The following is a 15,594-nucleotide window of genomic DNA, read 5'->3' on the forward strand; positions in this document are numbered from 1 at the left end:
GACGGCGCCGACGAGCGGGAGCGGAACAAATGCAGGTGAAGCTGGAGGCCGAGCTCGGGCGCATTCCGATCGTGGACGTGGCGCCGGTGGTGGGGTGTGGCCGGTGGCCGGCGAAGGCGGTGGTGGGCGAGACCGTCGAGGTGTCGGCGACGGTGTTCCGTGAGGGTCACGAGATGCTGGGTGCGGCGGTGGTGCTGCGGACGCCGGACGGGGAGGAGCTGCCGCCGCGACGGATGGCCGAGGTGGGTGTGGGGCTGGACCGGTGGTCGGCCCGGGTGACGCCGACGGAGATGGGGTCGTGGTCGTTCCGGGTGGAGGCGTGGGGCGATCCGATCGCGCACTGGTGGCACGACGCCCAGATCAAGGTCCCGCGCGGCCAGGACGTCGAACTCATGTTCGCCGAGGGCGTGGCGCTGTTCATGCGGGCGGCGCGCGGGGTTCCGTCGGAGGACCGCCGTGTCCTGGCCCGGCTGGCCCGCTTCCTGTCGGACGAGGACGAGGACGCTCAGGAACGCCTCGCCGCCGCCGGGGACCCGACCGTGGAGGAGGTGCTGGAGCGTCATCCGTTGCGGGATCTGCTGACCGTGAGCGACTGGTACCCGCTGGTGGTGCACCGGCAACGCGCCCTGTACGGGGCCTGGTACGAGTTCTTCCCCCGCTCCGAAGGCGCCGCCTTCGACCCCATCGGCCGCCGCGGCCCGACCTCGGGCACCTTCCGCACCGCGATGAAACGCCTCCCGGCCATCGCCGACATGGGCTTCGACGTGGTCTACCTGCCGCCCATCCATCCCATCGGCACCACCCACCGAAAAGGCCCCAACAACACCCTGGACGCCGGCCCCTACGACCCCGGCTCCCCCTGGGCCATCGGCTCAGAAGACGGCGGCCATGACGCGATCCACCCCGACCTGGGCACCCTGGCCGACTTCGACGCGTTCGTGTCCTACGCCAACGACCACGGCCTCGAAGTCGCCCTGGACTTGGCGCTGCAGTGTTCGCCGGACCACCCGTGGGTGGCCGAGCATCCCCAATGGTTCACCACCCGCGCCGACGGCACCATCGCCTACGCCGAGAACCCGCCCAAGAAATACCAGGACATCTACCCCCTCAACTTCGACCACGACCCCGACGGCCTGGCCACCGAAATCCACCGCGTCATCCGCCACTGGATGGACCACGGCGTACGGATCTTCCGCGTCGACAACCCCCACACCAAACCCGTCGCGTTCTGGGAACGGCTCCTGGCCGACATCCACACCACCGACCCCGACGTGATCTTCCTCGCCGAAGCCTTCACCCGACCCGCCATGATGCACACCCTGGCCAAAATCGGGTTCCACCAGTCCTACACCTACTTCACCTGGCGCAATGCCGCCGACGAACTCCGCGAATACCTCACCGAACTCACCGGCCCCGCCGCCGCCTACATGCGCCCCAACCTGTTCACCAACACCCCCGACATCCTCAACGAATACCTCCAGCACGGCGGCCGCCCCGCCTTTGAGATCCGCGCCGTGCTGGCCGCGCTGCTGTCCCCGACCTGGGGCGTCTACGCCGGCTACGAACTGTGTGAGAACACCCCCGTCCGCCCCGGCAGCGAGGAATACCGCGACTCCGAGAAATACCAGTACCGGCCCCGCGACTGGGAAGCCGCCGACCGCACCGGCACCACCATCGCCCCCCTCATCACCCAACTCAACACACTCCGCAACACCCACCCCGCCCTACAGCAACTCCGCAACCTGCACTTCCACCACATCGACCAGCCCGAACTCCTGGCCTTCTCCAAACGCCACCTCGACGACGTCGTCCTGACCGTGGTGAACCTCAACCCCCACCAACCCCGCGAAGCCACCATCCACCTCGACCTGCCCACCCTCGGCCTCCCCGACGACCCCACCCACCAATTCACCCTCACCGACGAACTCGACGCCACCACCTACACCTGGACCAAATCCAACTACGTCTATCTCGATCCGCACACCAAGCCCGCGCACGTTTTCACGTTCCAGCGGAACGGGAAACATGCGCGGGCTGGTGGCGGCCAGGCCGCCGGAGGAGCAGGTGCCGGGACGGACGCGACGACGGCGGGGACCAGCCGGAGTTCGCGGGCCGTCAGGAACCGGCCCTGGGCGAACGGGAGCTGACCGGCTCCGGGATCAGACCGGCTCCGCGCCGCTGAGCAGGCGGTCCTCGATGGACCGGCAGCCGGTGAACACCGAGCCGAGCCCCTCGCGGTCGATGATCTCCCGGAGCTTGGCCGGCAGCGCCGGGAGCGCGAGGCAGCCGCCCTCGGCGGCGACGCGCCAGCGGATGCCGAGCAGGATGGGCAGCGGGTCGCAGCGGACGCCGAGCCGGTCGTGCATCCGCACCATCAGGTGCCGCAGGTTCCCCTCGACCAGGGTGGTCAGCGTCTCCCCGAGCCGCGGCACGGTGACCTCGTCCAGCACGCCGGACAGGTGGACGACGGTGTGGTCGCCGTCGCCGGCCGCCGTCGTGGTGATCGTCAGTTCGGACGGAGCGGGCGGCGTCGGGGTGAGCCCGGCGTCCCCGGGATGCAGGGCGCGGATGGCGTCGAGCACGTGCGTGGTGTCGACCTCCCCCGCCGTCCCGTCCGGAATGGGCGCGGCCGTCGCCGACGCGACGTCCGCGAACACCGGGACGAGTTGCGCCAGCCCGGTGAGGTGCAGCGCCCGCCGCACATGCGCGGACAGGGCGGGCACCACGGCCCGTAGCGGGCAGCCGAGCAACTGCGCCCGCGTCTCGGCGCGTGCCAGCAGGACGAGCCCGGCGGCGTCCAGCAGGACCGCGTCCCCGAAGTCGACGACGACTCCGCCGCGCCGCATCCCGCGCGGGCCGGCGCAGGCGAGGGACAGCGCCTTGCTCACCCCCTCCCGGATCCCCGCGTAGTTCTGCCAGCTGATCTGCGCGGGCAGGCTGAGCACGATGAACCCTCGCCGGGTCTCGATGCCGAGGCCCGGCACGGTCGTGTCCTTCATCTGTCACATCCCGATCGGGGTTCGAGCGGCCGCGCGGGCGCGCCGGGGCGGAGCGGTCAGACGGCCGGGCGGTCTGGACGCGGGCCGCTCGTCCGGATAGGGCGGGCGGCCGCCCCGCACGACGCCCGTCAGCCGGGACGCCGCGAGGCGCTCGATGGTCCGCGTCTCGGGCCGCACCCCGAGATGGGTGCAGCAGCACCACAGGTCGTCCACGCAGCGGCGCACCCGCTCCACCGGAATGTCGGCGAAACGCACGCGCAGCCGCGCCACGAGGTCATCGCGCGTCGGTACGACCGATGGCGACATCTCCCAGCGCTCCACTGTCCCTCCGATCGCTTCTGGACGGACGCTTTCCGTCCGAACCGAGCAGAACCCGCCACGGCGGCGGGTTCTGAGCTTGGAAATGACCTACCCGGGGGTTGCGACAGAAAAAGCGACGAACCTAAAAACCCGGACATGACACAACCGGTGCGCGGCAAGTATTCGCGGCCCGCGGCGCCACTGAACGGGCCGTGAATCGCCGTGTTTTTGCGCTGCCTTTCCCCGCGATCACGCTCCGTACTGAAACTTTTACGGATGGTTACCAGGGGCGCAGACACCTCTCCGGGGCGGAGGGAATCGCTGATCTAGATGTCGCCAACACACCCGGGGTGGACCCATGCACGGCCAGCCGAAGAACTTCACCCGAAGCACGTCCGACGAGGTCAGTACGCCGGAGACGGACTCCGGCCCGCCCGCGGACGCGCCCGGAACGCACCCCGGACCGCTTCCGGGGCCGGCCGCCGGTCCGGTCCCGGACCCGTTCGACGAGCAGACCCCCCGCACCCCGCACTGGTTCAAGACGGCGGTGTTCTACGAGGTGTCGGTGCGCGGGTTCGCCGACTCCAACAACGACGGCTACGGCGACCTACGCGGCCTGATCTCCCGCCTGGACCACCTGCAATGGCTCGGCATCGACTGCCTATGGCTACTGCCCATCTACCAATCACCCCTGCGCGACGGCGGCTACGACATCGCCGAATACACCAAAATCCTGCCCGACTTCGGCGAACTCGGCGACTTCGTCGAACTCATCGAACAAGCCCACGCCCGCGGCATCCGCGTCATCGCCGACCTGGTCATGAACCACACCTCCGACCAACACCCCTGGTTCCAAGCCTCCCGCACCGACCCCGACGGCCCCTTCGGCGACTTCTACATGTGGGCCGACGACGACACCGGCTACCCCGACGCCCGCATCATCTTCATCGACACCGAATCCTCCAACTGGACCTACGACCCCATCCGCGGCCAGTACTACTGGCACCGCTTCTTCACCCACCAACCCGACCTCAACTACGACAACCCCGCCGTCCAAGACGCCATGCTGGAAAACCTCCGCTTCTGGCTCGACCTGGGCATCGACGGATTCCGCCTGGACGCCGTCCCCTACCTGTACGCCCGCGAAGGCACCAACTGCGAAAACCTCCCCCAAACCCACACCTACCTCAAACGCGTCCGCGCCGAAGTCGACCGCCTCTACCCCGACCGCGTCCTGCTCGCCGAAGCCAACCAATGGCCCGCCGACGTCGTCGAATACTTCGGCGACCCCGCCGCCGGCGGCGACGAATGCCACATGGCCTTCCACTTCCCCGTCATGCCCCGCATCTTCATGGCCGTCCGCCGCGAACAGCGCTACCCCATCTCCGAAATCATGGCCCAAACCCCCAAAATCCCCGAATCCTGCCAATGGGGCATCTTCCTGCGAAACCACGACGAACTCACCCTGGAGATGGTCACCGACGAAGAACGCGACTACATGTACACCGAATACGCCAAAGACCCCCGCATGAAAGCCAACATCGGCATCCGCCGCCGCCTGGCCCCCCTCCTGGACAACGACCGCAACCAACTCGAACTCTTCACCGCCCTCCTGCTCTCCCTCCCCGGCTCACCCGTCCTGTACTACGGCGACGAAATCGGCATGGGCGACAACATCTGGCTCGGCGACCGCGACGCTGTGCGCACCCCCATGCAATGGACCCCCGACCGCAACGCCGGCTTCTCCCACTGCGACCCCGCCCGCCTCTACCTGCCCGTCATCATGGACCCCATCTACGGCTACCAAGCCGTCAACGTCGAAGCACAGGCCAACAACCCCGGATCCCTGCTCCACTGGACCCGCAAAATGATCGAGATCCGGCAACGCCACCCCGTCTTCGGCGTCGGCTCCTACGTCGAACTGTCCGCCTCCAACCCCTCCGTCCTGGCCTTCACCCGCGAGATCACCGAGGACGAGAGCCCGTGGGGCCAGATGGACACGATCCTGTGCGTCAGCAACCTGTCGCGCTTCCCGCAGCCGGTCGAACTCGACATGCGGCGCTTCGAGGGCTACCCCCCTGTCGAGTGCATGGGCGGCGTCCAGTTCCCGGCCATCGGCGAGCTGCCGTATCTGCTGACCCTGCCCGGGCACGGCTTCTACTGGTTCCAGCTGAGTCCTCCGGAGAACGGCGACGCGGAGGTGAGCGCGGACGCGGGTCCGGGCACGCGCGCGGGAAGGACCGTCTGACCGTGCTGCCACCAGAACCGGACCTGGTCCGGGACCTCGCCGAGTGGCTGCCCCGGCAGCGCTGGTTCGGCGGCAAGGACGGCCCCATCGACGACCTGTCCATCGCCACCGCCACCACGCTGCTCCCCGGCGACCCCGGCCTGCACCACCTCGTCCTCGACATCCGCCAGAACCGCACCACCGACCACTACCAGCTCCTCCTCGGCACCCGCCGCGACCTGCCCGACCGGCTCCGGCACGTCGAGATCGGCGGCGTGCGCGACACCGGGCTCCGGCTGTACGACGCCGCACACGACCCGGACCTGACCCGGGTCCTGCTGGACGCCCTGGCGGGCGAGGCGTCGGCCGGTCCGCTGCGGTTCCACCACGCCGACGGCGCCCGCATCCGGACGGACCTGGCGAGCCTGCCCATCACCGCCGAGCAGAGCAACACGTCGCTGCTGTTCGGCGACTCCTACATCTGCAAGCTGTTCCGGCGGCTCAGCCAGGGCGTCAACCTCGACCTTGAGGTCAACCTCGCGCTGACCCGCGGCGGCTGCACCCACGTCCCGGCCGTCCTCGGCTGGATCGAGCTGGAGCCGGGACACGGCGCGGGCGACGCCGGTGAGCCGGTCACGCTCGGCCTCCTGTCGGACTACCTGCACACCGGCGCCGACGGCTGGAGCCTGGCGATCGCCAGCGTCCGCGACTGGTACGCGCACACGCTGCCGCCCGGCGACGACGAGTGGGCCGAGCTGGACGCGAGCGCCGCCGGCGGCGACTTCGCGGCCGAGGCCGAAAGGCTCGGGGCGGCCACCGCCGAGGTGCACCGCGCCCTCGCCGACGCGTTCGGGGTGACGACCCTCCCCGCCGGCGAGGTCCGCGCGATGGCGGCGCGGATGAACGCCGAGCTGACCGGCACCTGCCGCGCGGTGCCCGGCCTGGCGCCGCACGCGAAGGCGCTCACGGCGGCGTTCCTCGACCTGGCGGCGCACGCGTCGCCGCTGCCCGTCCAGCGCGTCCACGGCGACTACCACCTCGGCCAGGTGCTGCGCACCGAGTCGGGCTGGACGCTGCTGGACTTCGAGGGCGAGCCGGCGCGGACGCAGACCGAGCGGCGGGCCCTCGCGCATCCGCTGCGCGACGTCGCCGGGATGCTCCGCTCGTTCGAGTACGCGGCGCGGTTCCTCATCACCAAGGCGGGCACGGTGCCGACCGAGTCGGGGCCGCGGCTGGAGACCCGGGCGCATGCCTGGGCGGCCCGGAACAGGGCCGCGTTCTGCCGCGGCTACGCGGCGGCCGGCGGGCCCGATCCGGCCGCCCATTCGGTGCTCATCCGCGCATTCGAATTCGAGAAGGCCGTCTACGAGGTGCGGTACGAGGCGCGGAACCGGCCGGCCTGGCTGCCCGTCCCGCTGAAATCGCTGGCCCATCTGGCCGTCTGATAAAAGACACCGAAGCCGGTAGCCAATTCCGGGCTATGATCATGCAAAATCGGCGGGCTCTCCCAATTCCGTGCCGATCAACGGGTATCCGAACTCTCGACAGGAAGATCACCTGCAGAAAGTCGATCCGGAACGGAGAGCCCTGGAATGTCCATCGCAGGCCACACGCACAAGGACCCGGCCGGAAGCGCAGCAGCGGCCGGAAGAGAAACGGCCGGAAGCCGGTCGTCGGCCGGGCATGCCGGCCGCACCCCGGCGGCCACCCGAAAACAGAGACTGCTCCGGACGGCCGTCACCATGACGGCGACCGGGCTCGCGCTCGCGGTCCCGATGGGCTCGCAGGCGCTCGCGGCGCTCAATCCCGTCGTGCTGAAGAGCCTGCATCTCGACGCGGCCACGCTGGAGAAGGTCCAGGCGTACGACAAGTACCGGACCCGTGAGAAGAACCAGCGGAAGCGCGCGAAGAAGGCGCTGCGGTTCGCCCGCGCGCAGATCGGCAAGCCGTACCGGTGGGGCGCGGACGGGCCGAGCGGCTACGACTGCTCCGGTCTCGCGATGGCCGCATGGCGCAAGGCGGGCGTCAAGCTACCGCGCGTCACCTACGCGCAGTACCGCAAGGTGGACCGGAAGGTGACGCTCAACGACCTCAAGCCCGGGGACCTCATCTTCTTCCACGGCCGCAGCCATGTCGGCATGTATGTGGGGCACGGACGATTCCTGCACGCGCCCCACGCCGGCGCCAGGGTCCGAATTGACGAACTCGGCGCACGGCGAAGAAAGCAGTTCGCCGGCGCCGTACGGCCCGGCGCGCCCGCCTATCGGGAGTGGTCGCCGTCGGTGCGGGAGCTCGTCGAGAAGATCGACAGAATGAGCGTGGAGAAGAGAGCGGACCTTAAACCGCCTGATAAGAAGCGGACCCCCCAGATTCCGCCACCTGACACTACATTTCCTGAGAAAGCCGACAATCCCCCGATGACCGCTCCCGGACACACCCCGGCGGAAGATGCCGCGCCACCCGGCGGCCCTGCCGCGAAGCCCGCCCCCCGGCCGCGGACCAGACCGCGGCCCCACCGGCACCCGAAGCCCTTCTGGGACCTCCCCGGTTCCCAGCCATGGGCCGAGTACACCGGTCCCTGAGGTCCCTCTCACCGGCGCGGCGATGCCGGGTGCCCGGCATCGCCACGCCGGCACGTGCCGCTCGACCTGGAGCGCACGCCGGACGCCCGTGCCGCGGACCTGGTGGCCCCCGTCAACGGGAGGCGAGGAACTGGCGGACGACCTGCGCGTACATGCGTGCAGGGCTGGGCTCGGACGCGTCTTCCAGAAAGCCCGGTGTGCTCCAGCCGCGCAAGGATGCGCGCCTCGCGGACGAACCGCCGCCGGGGAGATCGAGGAACTTCACCGCGACGCGGCGGCCGAGCCGGGTGTCGGCGGCGGCGTGGACGGCGCCCATCCCGCCGCGTCCAGGGGGAGCTCTCGGTGAGGCCGATCAGCTCGTGGAGGGCCCGGCCGTACGCGCGCTGGCGTTCCGGGGAGAGCAGGGGGACGCGGGTCCGGCGCAGGTCCATCCGGCCGGACGTGCTGCCAGTGCGGGCGTGCGCGAACGTCAGGACGCCCGCGAGGAACCGGGCGTCGAGCCGCCCCGGGTCCGGCCGGTACAGGGTGAGGTAGGGGCCGAGGGCCGCGCCGGACCGCGGCCGGGTTCGGCGGCGAGGTCCGCCAGCATGCCGGCGACCCCGGGATCGTCCGGTTCGACGTCCGGCCAGGTGAGTTTCGCGGCGTCACCGAGCGACACTTCGTACGGCTTGCCGTTTCGGCGCAGCCAGTCCTCGACGGAGCGACTGAACCATTGGCTACTTGGCTTCCTTGCGGCTCGGTCAAGATCGCCGAAGGGACTTCGGGGCGGCGCCCGCCGGGATACCGTTCGGATGTGGACAAAGACGACAGGCCCTCGATCGCGGACATCCCGCACGATGTGCCGACGTCCGCCCGAGCCTACGGGTGGCTGCTCGGCGGCAAGGACAACTACGAGGTCGACCGGCGGTTCATCCGGGGACAGCTGGAGCACCACCCGGCCGGGCTGGACATCACCCGGCAGAACCGCCTTTTCCTGTACCGCGCCGTCCGGTACCTGGCCGCCGAGGCCGGGATCCGCCAGTTCATCGACATGGGCTGCGGCCTGCCGACCGACGCCAACGTCCATCAGGTCGCCCAGCGGTTCGCGCCGGACGCACGGGTCGTCTACGTCGACATCGACCCGATCGTCCTCGCGCACGGGCGGGCGCTGCTGGCCGGCGACTCCTCGACCACGGTCATCCAGGCGGACATGCGCGACCAGGACGCCGTGCTAGAGGACGACGACGTGAAGCGTCTGATCGACTTCTCCGAGCCGGTCGCGACGCTGTTCCTGTCGGTCGGCCACCATCTGCCGGACGCCGACGACCCCCGCCGCGTCCTGAACACGATCATGGACCGTGCCGCGCCCGGCAGCCACCTCACGTTCTCCCAGGTCGCGTGCGACGACCCGGTGAAGAGCGCGGAGATGACCGAGCAGGTCACCAGCGCCGGCATACCGTGGCAGACGCGCACGCCCGCCGAGGTCGACGCGCTGCTGTCCGGGTTCGACCCCGTCGAGCCGGGCCTGTGCAACCTGGTCGACTGGCGTCCGCTCGACGTGCAGCCGCCGCTCGCCCCGGTCCCGCCCGAGCTGGCGATGTACGAGGGCGCCTCCAAGCGGGACCGGACCATCTACGAGTACGGCGGCGTCGTCCGCAAGCGCTAGAGCACGGCGTCACAGGCCGCCGTCCCGATGCCGGGACGGCGGCCTGTGACGTATGCCCAGATTCCCGAAATCAGCAACTCGACCGGCACGAACCGGGACGAGCCATGCTAGGTTGCAGTGAAAATCGTTTTCATTTTCGGGAGCCTCCATGTTCTCTGCCCAGCGTGCCCGCGTGTCCGGGGCGGGCGCCGTCCTCGCCGCCTCGGCGCTCGCCCTCAGCGGCTGCGGATCGTCTTCCGACGCCGCGGAGCCGGGCGGCGCATCCGCCTCCGTGGTGGCCTCGACCAACGTGTACGGCGACATCGCGCGGCAGATCGGCGGCCGCGAGGTGAAGGTGACGTCGTTCATCAGCGATCCCGCGCAGGACCCGCACTCCTTCGAGGCGGGCACGCGCAACCGGCTCGCGCTGTCGAGGGCCGGAGTGGTCATCGAGAACGGCGGCGGCTACGACGACTTCGTGGACACGCTGCTCAAGGGCGCGGGGTCCAAGGCAGAGGTGCTCAACGCCGTCCAGGTCTCCGGGAAGACCGCGCCGGCGGGCGAAGAACTCAACGAGCACGTCTGGTACGACCTTCCTTCCGTCGCGCTTCTCGCCGACCGGATCTCGGCCGCGCTAGGCAAGGCCGACCCGGAGAACGCGGGGACGTTCAGGTCGAACGCCGCCGCTTTCAAGGCGAAGCTGAAGACGCTGGAGGGGAGGGTGGCGGCGATCAAGGCCGCGCACGCGGGCGACGGTGTCGCCATCACCGAGCCGGTGCCCGTCTACCTGCTGGAGGCGGCCGGCCTGAAGAACGAGACGCCGGAGGAGTTCAGCGAGGCGATCGAGGAGGGAGACGACGTCCCGCCGAGGACGCTGCGGGACACACTCGCGCTGCTCACGGGCAAGAAGGTGAAGGCGCTCGTCTACAACGCGCAGACGAGCGGGGCGCAGACCGAGCAGGTCGAGAAGGCCGCGAAGGACGCCGGTGTCCCCGTCGTGCCGGTCACCGAGACCCTGCCCGCGGGCCAGGACTACATCAGCTGGATGGACGGCAACATCGCCGCGCTGCAGAAGGCGCTGTCGTGATCGCCTTGCGCGACGTGGCCCTCTCCTACGGGGAGCGGACGCTGTGGCGGGGGCTCGACCTCGACGTGGCGGCCGGCGAGTTCCTCGTCGTCGTCGGGTCGAACGGGTCGGGCAAGACGAGCCTGCTCAGGGTGCTGCTCGGGCTTCTGCGGCCGTCGGCCGGGACGGTCGCGGTGAACGGCCGCCCGCCGCGTCGGGGCAGCGACCTCATCGGCTACGTCCCGCAGCACAAGGCCGTCCCGGCGCACACTCCGCTGCGGGCCCGCGACCTGGTGCGGCTCGGCATCGACGGGCACCGCTGGGGGCCGCGGCCGCCGCGCCGCGAGGCGCGCCGCCGCGTCGAGAGCAGCCTGCGCGACGTGGGCGCCGCGTCCTTCGCGGACGTTCCGCTCGACCTGCTGTCGGGGGGTGAACTCCAGCGCGTGCGGATCGCCCAGGCACTCGCGACCGACCCGCGCGTCCTGCTCTGCGACGAGCCGCTGGCCTCCCTGGACGCCGACCACCAGCGGATCGTCAGCGACCTGATCGACCGGCGGCGCCGCGAGCACGGCACGACGGTCGTGTTCGTCACCCACGAAATCGATCCGGTCCTGCCGTTCGCCGACCGGGTCCTGGACATGGCCGGTGTTCCGGGATCGGGGGCGGCATGAGCTGGCACGAGGTCTGGCGCGAGATCTTCAACTTCGAGGACTACGGGGCGCTGCTCGGACTGGTCCGGAACTCGCTGATCGCGGGGGCCGTGCTCGGGCTCGTCGGCGGGCTCGCCGGGACGTTCGTGGTCATGCGCGACCTCGCGTTCGCCGTGCACGGCATCAGCGAGCTGTCGTTCGCGGGGGCGGCGGCCGCGCTGCTGCTCGGCACGAGCGTGGCGGGCGGCTCCATCGCGGGGGCGCTGGCCGCCGCCGCGCTGATCGGGATGCTCGGCGCGAAGGCGCGGGACCGGAGCTCGGTCATCGGCGTGCTGATGCCCTTCGGGCTCGGGCTCGGCGTGCTGTTCCTGTCGCTGTACAAGGGACGGTCGGCCAACAAGTTCGGCATCCTCACCGGCCAGATCGTCGCGATCGACGCTCCGCGGCTGTCGTGGCTGCTCGCGACGTCGGCGGTGGTGCTCGTGTGCCTCGCGGTCATGTGGCGTCCGCTGGCGTTCGCCAGCCTGGACCCGGACGTGGCGGCGGCGCGGGGCGTCCCGGTGCGGGCGCTGTCGCTCGTCTTCATGCTGGCGCTCGGCCTCGCGGTCGCCGTGTCCGTGCAGGTCGTGGGGGCTCTGCTGGTGCTCGCGCTGATCTGCACCCCGGCCGCCGCCGCGGTGCGGGTCACCGCGTCGCCGGTGCTCGTGCCGGTGCTGAGCACGGTCCTCGCGACGGTGTCGGTGGTCGGCGGGATCCTGCTGTCGATCGGCTCCAGCATCCCGATCAGCCCGTACGTCACGACGATCTCGTTCGCCCTGTACGGGGTGTGCCGCGCGGCCGGAGCGGTCCGCGCGCGGCGCGGCTGGACGGCGCGGCGCGCGGCGGCGCGGTTCGACACCGTCCCAACATGATCTCTTGGTGCCCGCCCGGCACAGCGGGCCCGGCGGGGCCGCGGTCGCGATCGGCGTTCCGGATATTCCGGACCCGTGTTCGCCATGACGTTGCCATTCGCTTACCCGAGGGTGGGCATCGCCGCAGGCAGCAAGGGAATCATCTGGGCTCTTGCGACTTTCGGGGCGATTGGGAGGGACGCGATGTGGGATTTCGCGGGCCGCGACACCGCTATCGACCTGGGCAGCGCGACCGTGCGAATGCATGTGAGGGACCGCGGCGTCGTGTGCCGCGAGCCGTCACTGCTCGCCCGATCCCGGCACAACGGACGCATCCTGGCACTCGGCGCCCCCGCGCAGGAGATGGCCGGACGCAACCCCGACATCACGCTCGTCCGGCCGATCCGCGAGGGCGCGCCGGCCGAGACCGACGAGGCCGAGTACCTGATGCGGCACCTGGTCCGCCGGCACCACCGGCGCCACTACACCGCCCGTCCGCGGCTGGTGGTCACGGTCCCGAGCGGGATGTCGTCCGTCCACTACCGGGCTCTGCAGTTCTCCGCCTTCCAGGCGGGCGCACGGCGCCTCACGCTCGTGCCGACGCCGATCGCCGCCGCCATCGGCATGGGCATGACCTCGTCCGGGCGGTCCGAGGTCACGGTGATCGCCGACATCGGCGCCGACATCACCGACGTCGGGGTCATCGCGTTCGGTGGCCTCGTCACCTCGCACACCGCGCCCATCGGCGGGTCCGCATTGGATCGTGCCATCGTCGCGCTCGTCCGGCGCGAGCACGGCGTCGCGGTCTCGCTGTCCGCCGCGGAGGCCGCGAAGCTGGAGGTCGGCGCGGTGCCCCCGCTCGGCCGGCATCCGGTGCGGCAGACCGTCGTCCACGGGCGCGACGTCGCGACCGGGATGCCGCGCGGCATCGTCCTCACCACCGTGGACGTCGGCCGGGCGATCGCCCGGCCGGTGGCGGAGATCGTGGACGCGATCCGCGCCGGCCTCGCCGGCTGCTCGCCGGAGATCTCCGGCGACCTGCTGAGCGTCGGCGTCACCCTCACCGGCGGCTGCGCCCGGCTGCCCGGCCTGGAACGGCTGATCCGCGACCGGACGGGGCTGGGCGCGCGGGTCGGCGACGACACCGGCGACGCGGCCGTGCTCGGCGCCGGCGAGGTGCTGCGCTCCGCCGGCTCCCAGGAGCCGTCCGCCCGCGCCGGTTCCCCGCGCCCCTATCTGCTGACGACGGTGCCGGAGTACTGACACCGGCTCCGGTGCGCCCCGGTGAGAACGGTTCGCCGGACCCTGGGCCGTTTCCGTCACGCGAGGTGCACGGCAGCGTCACGATGGGTGCATGGCCTTCGAAGGGATGCCCGGACACGACGTGATCAACGTCGTCGGGGAGCTGGAGCCCGTGGCGGCCGTCCGCGACCAGGAGGCCGCCGAACGGCGGCGCGCCTACCCGCGGCTCGTGGGCATGGGGCCGCCGGAGTTCGGCGGCGCCGAGCAGGCGGGCGGCGTGTGGCGGATCCTCCGGCTCGGCGCGCTGGAACCGTGCGAGGCCCGTGCCGACCTCGGCGTCCATCTCCGCGAGGCCGGCGCGGGCCACGAGACGGCGGTGCGGGACGAGATGCTGCGGCTCGCGGGCCTGCTCTGCCCGCGGGAGGACGAGCCCGCCGTCCTCAACGAGTGCCACGCCGGGCCGCTGCGGTACCGGATCGTCCGCGTCCTCGGCTTCGCCCGGTTCGGGGACGACGGGCCCGAGCCCGCCCGGGTCACCGACGCCGAGGCCGGTCCGCTGCGCTCGTTCCGCATCGACCCCGCCGCACCCGTCGGCCCGGCGGACGCGGCGCTGCGGCTGGAACTGCTCGGCCGGGGGCACGCCGCGCGCGGCGTCCCGGACGCCCTGCATCGCGAGGCCGCCGCAGCGGTCGAGGCCCACCCGGGGGTGGTGCTGCTGCCGCCGCAGTTCGACGTCCTGGAGGACGCCGACGGGCGCTGGCGTCCGGTCGCCCGCGGGAACGGCCCGCAGGACGCCCGCACCGCCCTCGCCTACTACTTCCGGGTGCTGCTGCCGAAGACCGTGCCGGAGGACTGCGCGCCGCCGAGCCCCGGCGAGCTGGCCGAGTACGCCCGTGCCGCCGACCGGGTCGAGTCGGGGAACGGGGTCGAGTTCGTGGCGTGCGGCAGGCGGTTCCGGATCGCCCGCGTCACCCGGATGATCCGCGTCGGCCCGGACGGCCCGGAGCCCGCCCGGCCGTCCGACGAGAACCCCTGACGGCCGGGCGCCGGGCTACACTCCCGGCCCATGAGCGACGCACCCGACCGCGGCGGCCCGGGAAGCCCGCGGCTGCAGGAGGTCTCCGACGGGATCTTCGCCTACCTCCAGCCCGACGGCACCTGGTGGATCAACAACACCGGCTTCCTCGTCGGGGCCCGCGGCGTGACGAGCGTCGACTCCTGTTCGACCGAGCGGCGCACCCGCGCCTACGCCGAGTCGATCCGGTCGGTCACGGACCGTCCCGTCCGGACGCTGGTCAACACCCACCATCACGGCGACCACACGTTCGGCAACTACCTGTTCCCCGGCGCCACCGTCGTCGGCCACGAGGGGACGCGGGAGGGCGCGCTCGGCTGGGGCAAGCCGTTCGACGAGCCCTTCTGGACGAAGGTCGACTGGGGCGACGTCGAGCTCGAACCGCCCTTCCTCACCTACACCGACGGCGTGACGCTGTGGGTGGACGACCTGCGCTGCGAGGTCCGGCACGTCGGGACGCCCGCGCACACCACCAACGACTCCATCGTCTGGATCCCGGACCGGCGGGTGCTGTTCTGCGGCGACCTGCTGTTCAACGGCGGCACGCCCTTCCTCATGCAGGGTTCGATCGCCGGCGCGATCAAGGTGCTGGAGGATGTCGTCGCACCCTTGGACGCGCTGACGATCGTCCCGGGCCACGGCCCCGTCGCCGGCCCGGAACTCATCGACCGCGTCATCGCCTACGCGCGTTTCGTCCAGGCGGCGGCCGCCGAGGCCAAGCCGGCCGGCCTGTCGCCGCTGGAGGCCGCCCGCGAGACCGACCTCGGCCCCTTCGACGGGCTGACCGACCCCGAACGCCTCGTCGGCAACCTCCACCGCGCCTACGCCGAGCTGGACGGGCACGAGCCCGGCGCCCAGATCGACCTGGTGGCCGCGCTGAACGACATGATCGCCTTCAACGGCGGCCGCCCCCTCACCTGCCGCGCCTGACCGGCCGGG

14 protein-coding genes are annotated in these 15,594 nt (G+C 71.3%); 11 read left to right on the forward strand and 3 right to left on the reverse strand.

Annotation, left to right across the window (positions count from 1 at the left end):
• The first annotated feature begins 29 nt into the window (after window positions 1-29).
• Entirely contained in the window at window positions 30-2,147 is a 2,118-nt protein-coding gene (locus tag ACQPXG_RS28970) for an alpha-1,4-glucan--maltose-1-phosphate maltosyltransferase (protein ID WP_433462282.1), read from the forward strand.
• Window positions 2,148-2,159: 12 nt separating this feature from the next.
• Here ACQPXG_RS28970 and ACQPXG_RS28975 read toward each other — a convergent pair whose 3' ends face one another.
• Together ACQPXG_RS28975 and ACQPXG_RS28980 are read right to left on the reverse strand one after the other, a co-directional pair.
• Window positions 2,160-2,999, reverse strand: a complete 840-nt coding sequence (locus ACQPXG_RS28975; RefSeq protein ID WP_433462283.1) for an STAS domain-containing protein — start codon at window positions 2,997-2,999, stop codon at window positions 2,160-2,162.
• 3 nt (window positions 3,000-3,002) lie between these two features.
• Window positions 3,003-3,320, reverse strand: a complete 318-nt coding sequence (locus ACQPXG_RS28980; protein ID WP_433462284.1) for a hypothetical protein — start codon at window positions 3,318-3,320, stop codon at window positions 3,003-3,005.
• 337 nt (window positions 3,321-3,657) lie between these two features.
• On the opposite strand from ACQPXG_RS28980, the gene treS reads away from it, so the two are divergent.
• From treS to ACQPXG_RS28995, 3 genes are all read left to right on the forward strand, one after another.
• Window positions 3,658-5,547 (forward strand): maltose alpha-D-glucosyltransferase, encoded by a 1,890-nt coding sequence (gene treS / locus ACQPXG_RS28985; protein ID WP_433462285.1) that lies wholly within the window; start codon window positions 3,658-3,660, stop codon window positions 5,545-5,547.
• Window positions 5,548-5,549: 2 nt separating this feature from the next.
• Window positions 5,550-6,971 (forward strand): maltokinase N-terminal cap-like domain-containing protein, encoded by a 1,422-nt coding sequence (locus tag ACQPXG_RS28990; protein WP_433462286.1) that lies wholly within the window; start codon window positions 5,550-5,552, stop codon window positions 6,969-6,971.
• A 297-nt stretch (window positions 6,972-7,268) separates the two neighbouring features.
• A complete protein-coding gene (locus tag ACQPXG_RS28995; protein WP_433462287.1) occupies window positions 7,269-8,108 on the forward strand; it encodes a C40 family peptidase in 840 nt (279 codons plus the stop codon).
• Window positions 8,109-8,220: 112 nt separating this feature from the next.
• Here ACQPXG_RS28995 and ACQPXG_RS29000 read toward each other — a convergent pair whose 3' ends face one another.
• Window positions 8,221-8,424, reverse strand: a complete 204-nt coding sequence (locus ACQPXG_RS29000; RefSeq protein ID WP_433462288.1) for a hypothetical protein — start codon at window positions 8,422-8,424, stop codon at window positions 8,221-8,223.
• 477 nt (window positions 8,425-8,901) lie between these two features.
• Here ACQPXG_RS29000 and ACQPXG_RS29005 point away from each other — a divergent pair, with 477 nt between their 5' ends.
• The 7 genes from ACQPXG_RS29005 (at window position 8,902) to ACQPXG_RS29035 (ending at window position 15,585) form a co-directional block, all read left to right on the forward strand.
• The gene (locus ACQPXG_RS29005) at window positions 8,902-9,753 is read left to right on the forward strand and encodes an SAM-dependent methyltransferase (protein WP_433462289.1); all 852 of its coding nucleotides are present in this window, start codon (window positions 8,902-8,904) and stop codon (window positions 9,751-9,753) included.
• 148 nt (window positions 9,754-9,901) lie between these two features.
• On the forward strand, window positions 9,902-10,819 hold the full coding sequence (locus ACQPXG_RS29010; RefSeq protein WP_433462290.1) for a metal ABC transporter solute-binding protein, Zn/Mn family: 918 nt from the start codon (window positions 9,902-9,904) through the stop codon (window positions 10,817-10,819).
• The gene (locus ACQPXG_RS29015; RefSeq protein WP_433462291.1) at window positions 10,816-11,469 is read left to right on the forward strand and encodes a metal ABC transporter ATP-binding protein; all 654 of its coding nucleotides are present in this window, start codon (window positions 10,816-10,818) and stop codon (window positions 11,467-11,469) included. The genes ACQPXG_RS29010 and ACQPXG_RS29015 overlap by 4 nt, the downstream gene beginning before the upstream one ends.
• Entirely contained in the window at window positions 11,466-12,359 is an 894-nt protein-coding gene (locus ACQPXG_RS29020; RefSeq protein WP_433462292.1) for a metal ABC transporter permease, read from the forward strand. Before ACQPXG_RS29015 ends, ACQPXG_RS29020 begins: the two co-directional genes overlap by 4 nt.
• Before the next feature lie 183 nt (window positions 12,360-12,542).
• On the forward strand, window positions 12,543-13,601 hold the full coding sequence (locus tag ACQPXG_RS29025) for a rod shape-determining protein (RefSeq protein WP_433462293.1): 1,059 nt from the start codon (window positions 12,543-12,545) through the stop codon (window positions 13,599-13,601).
• Window positions 13,602-13,692: 91 nt separating this feature from the next.
• Window positions 13,693-14,616, forward strand: coding sequence for a DUF5954 family protein (locus ACQPXG_RS29030; RefSeq protein ID WP_433462294.1), 924 nt, complete (start codon window positions 13,693-13,695; stop codon window positions 14,614-14,616).
• A 30-nt stretch (window positions 14,617-14,646) separates the two neighbouring features.
• Window positions 14,647-15,585, forward strand: coding sequence for an MBL fold metallo-hydrolase (locus ACQPXG_RS29035; protein ID WP_433462295.1), 939 nt, complete (start codon window positions 14,647-14,649; stop codon window positions 15,583-15,585).
• Window positions 15,586-15,594 lie beyond the last annotated feature (9 nt).

Origin of the sequence: Spirillospora sp. CA-128828, assembly GCF_050945415.1 — a bacterium.
Classification (GTDB): domain Bacteria; phylum Actinomycetota; class Actinomycetes; order Streptosporangiales; family Streptosporangiaceae; genus Spirillospora.